The sequence below is a fragment of the Mesorhizobium sp. M7A.F.Ca.AU.001.01.1.1 genome (genome assembly GCF_004022735.1).
Classification (GTDB): Bacteria; Pseudomonadota; Alphaproteobacteria; order Rhizobiales; family Rhizobiaceae; genus Mesorhizobium; species Mesorhizobium ciceri.
Genome location: NZ_RZPF01000793.1, coordinates 1 through 2,751, shown reverse-complemented (window position 1 = coordinate 2,751; position 2,751 = coordinate 1). Strand labels below are relative to the sequence as shown.

At 64.6% G+C, this 2,751-nt stretch carries 4 protein-coding genes; all 4 read right to left on the bottom strand.

The features are described 5' to 3' along the window. A partial coding sequence (locus EN884_RS31930) for an FAD-dependent oxidoreductase (protein WP_128360969.1) occupies window positions 1-274 on the bottom strand: 274 nt, incomplete at its 3' end. Between the two features lie 85 nt (window positions 275-359). Beyond that, the gene (locus tag EN884_RS31925) at window positions 360-1,115 is read right to left on the bottom strand and encodes an SDR family oxidoreductase (RefSeq protein ID WP_013528853.1); all 756 of its coding nucleotides are present in this window, start codon (window positions 1,113-1,115) and stop codon (window positions 360-362) included. Then, window positions 1,112-1,630 carry a hypothetical protein gene (locus EN884_RS31920; protein ID WP_063169538.1) on the bottom strand — a complete coding sequence of 173 codons (519 nt, stop codon included), beginning with the start codon at window positions 1,628-1,630 and terminating at the stop codon, window positions 1,112-1,114. Before EN884_RS31920 ends, EN884_RS31925 begins: the two co-directional genes overlap by 4 nt. Window positions 1,631-1,689: 59 nt before the next feature. After that, a partial coding sequence (odhB, locus tag EN884_RS31915) for a 2-oxoglutarate dehydrogenase complex dihydrolipoyllysine-residue succinyltransferase (protein WP_128360968.1) occupies window positions 1,690-2,751 on the bottom strand: 1,062 nt, incomplete at its 5' end.

The following is a 2,751-nucleotide window of genomic DNA, read 5'->3' as shown; positions in this document are numbered from 1 at the left end:
ACACCGTCGCATCCTTGTGCGCCATCATCTTCTTCAGGTTCAATTTCGGCGCCGATGTCTCGACGCCGAGCGTGTCGAAGGAGTGGCCGGCCTCGGCGAACATCTCGGAGGCATGGAGCAGCGCCTTGGACGGGATGCAGCCGATGTTCAGGCAGGTGCCGCCGAAGGTCGCGTTCTTCTCGACCACCGCAACCCTGAGCCCGAGCTGCGCCGCCTTGATGGCGCAGACATAGCCGCCGGGTCCCGATCCGATGATAACGACGTCATAAGCCATGATACTGTCCTTCTGTTTTGAGCATGATGCCGAAAAGTGTGACGCGGTTTTCGGATAACATCATGCTCGATCTGCTTGAGAGCGCTCAGCGGCCGCCGCTTACATTCAGGATCGCGCCCGTCGTATAGGACGCGGCGTCGGAGAGAAGATAGAGAACCGCGCCCGCGACTTCATCCACTGTACCGGCTCTTTTCATCGGCAGCAGATCGCGGAACCGCTCCACCCGGTCCGGCTGCCCGCCGGAGGCGTGGATGTCCGTGTCGATGATGCCCGGCCGCACCGCATTGACGCGGATGCCTTCTAGCGCCACCTCACGGGCGAGCCCGACGGTGAAGGTGTCGATGGCGCCCTTGGAGGCGGCATAATCGACATATTCGCCCGGCGAGCCCAATGTCGCCGCGGCCGACGAGATGTTGACGATGGATCCGCCCGACCCGCCATGACGGGTCGACATGCGCTTCACCGCCTCGCGGGCGCAGAGGAACGAGCCGACGACATTGATGCGCATCATGCGCTCCAGCCGCGAAACATCCATCTCGTCGACGCGCGCCTTGACGTCGACGATGCCGGCATTGTTGACGAAGGCATCGAGCCGTCCATAGGCGCGGTCGACGGCCTCGAACATGGCCACGATATCGGACTCCTTGCCGACATCGCCCTTGACCGCGAAAGCCTCGCCGCCGGCGGCCTCGATCTCGGCGACCAGCGCCTTGGCGGCCTCCTGGTTCGAAGCGTAGTTGACCGCGACCCGGTAGCCGGCCTTCGATCCGAGCCGGCAGATCGCGGCGCCGATGCCGCGGCTGCCGCCGGTGACCAGCAGCACCTTTTGCGTCCCGCTCATTCCTGGCATCCCTTCAAGGCAAACACATCCCACGGCACTTTCGAAAATCCGCTGCCGCCATAGGCGCTGGATTGGCGCAACGCCGACCCGAGGTCCGGCAGGATCAGCGTCTTCGGCGCTTCGACGCCTTCAGCCGGCAGCAGTCCGATGTTGCCCTTTTCATCCGCCGTGTAGATGACGCCGTGCCAGGGCGTGCAGGCGGCAAGCTCCTCGCCGGTGACGTCGCCCTCGGGGCATTTGTGCATCAGCGCACCGTTCGGCCGCGATACGCCTTCATTCCACATGACGATGCCGTTGAGCACCACATCATTGTCGAGAATCATGCGGAAGGTGTTGGTGACGGTCGCCGAGGTGCCGGTCGGCGTGAAGTCGATCTCGCTGCCGCTCTGTGTATCGCCATAGACAGCGAGCTCGATCGGACAGGCGGCGTGAGCGCCGGCAGCGGCCAGCACCATGCCGGCCGCGATCGATGCGATCGAAAGCACCTTGGAAAGGCTAAGGGAACGGGTCGTCATTCTGCCGCGCAGATCCCTTCCTCCGGCACACATTCCAACAGCCGGATCAGCACCAGACCTCAGAGATCAAGCACCAGCCGTTCCGGATCCTCCAGGCTTTCCTTGACGCGGACCAGGAAGGTCACCGCTTCCTTGCCGTCGACGATGCGGTGATCGTAGCTGAGCGCCAGGTACATCATCGGCCGGATCACGATCTGGCCGCCCACTACGACCGGCCGGTCCTGGATCTTGTGCATGCCCAGAATGCCCGACTGCGGCGCGTTTAGGATCGGCGTCGACATCAGCGACCCGTAGACGCCACCGTTGGAAATCGTAAACGTGCCGCCCTGCATGTCGGCGACCGACAGCTTGCCGTCGCGCGCGGCGATGCCCAGCCGGCCGATGTCCTTCTCGATCTCGGCGATCGACATCTGGTCGGCATCGCGCACCACCGGCACGACAAGGCCCTTTTCGGTGCCCACGGCGACGCCGATATGGGCATAGTTCTTGAAGATGATGTCGGTGCCGTCGATCTCGGCATTGACCGAGGGGATTTCCTTCAGGGCGTGGGTGACGGCTTTGGTGAAGAAGCCCATGAAGCCGAGCTTCACGCCGTGCTTCTTCTCGAACACGTCCTTGTACTTGGTGCGCAGCGCCATCACCGCTGACATGTCGACCTCGTTGAAGGTGGTCAGCATGGCTGCGGTCGACTGCGCTTCCTTGAGGCGGCGCGCGATGGTCTGGCGCAATTTGGTCATGCGCACGCGCTCCTCGCGCGATGCATCGTCGCCCGCGGACGGCGCCCGCACGGCAACCGGTGCCGGTGCTGCTTTCGGTGTCTCGGCCGGCTGCGACGGCGCGCCCTTGGAGATGGCGTCGAGCACGTCACCTTTCAGCACCTGGCCGCGCTTTCCCGAACCGGAGATCTGGTCGACCGAGAGATTGCTTTCGGCGATCAGTTTCGCCGCGGCCGGTGCCGGTGGCATGGTGCGCGGCTCGACCGGGCCGGCATCGCCGGCGATCTTGGCGGTCTCGGCCGCGGCCTGCTTGCCGGTCGATGCCGCATCCGGCGACGAGGCCTGCGACACCGCTTGCGGCTTCGTGGCGGGAGCCGCGCCGCCTGCCGAAATCGACCCCAGCAG

What these genes read in the sequence shown, in the direction of transcription:
- EN884_RS31925 (WP_013528853.1), bottom strand. Translation starts at nt 1,115, where the DNA reads ATGAGCGGGACGCAAAAGGTGCTGCTGGTCACCGGCGGCAGCCGCGGC.
- EN884_RS31920 (WP_063169538.1), bottom strand. Translation starts at nt 1,630, where the DNA reads ATGACGACCCGTTCCCTTAGCCTTTCCAAGGTGCTTTCGATCGCATCG.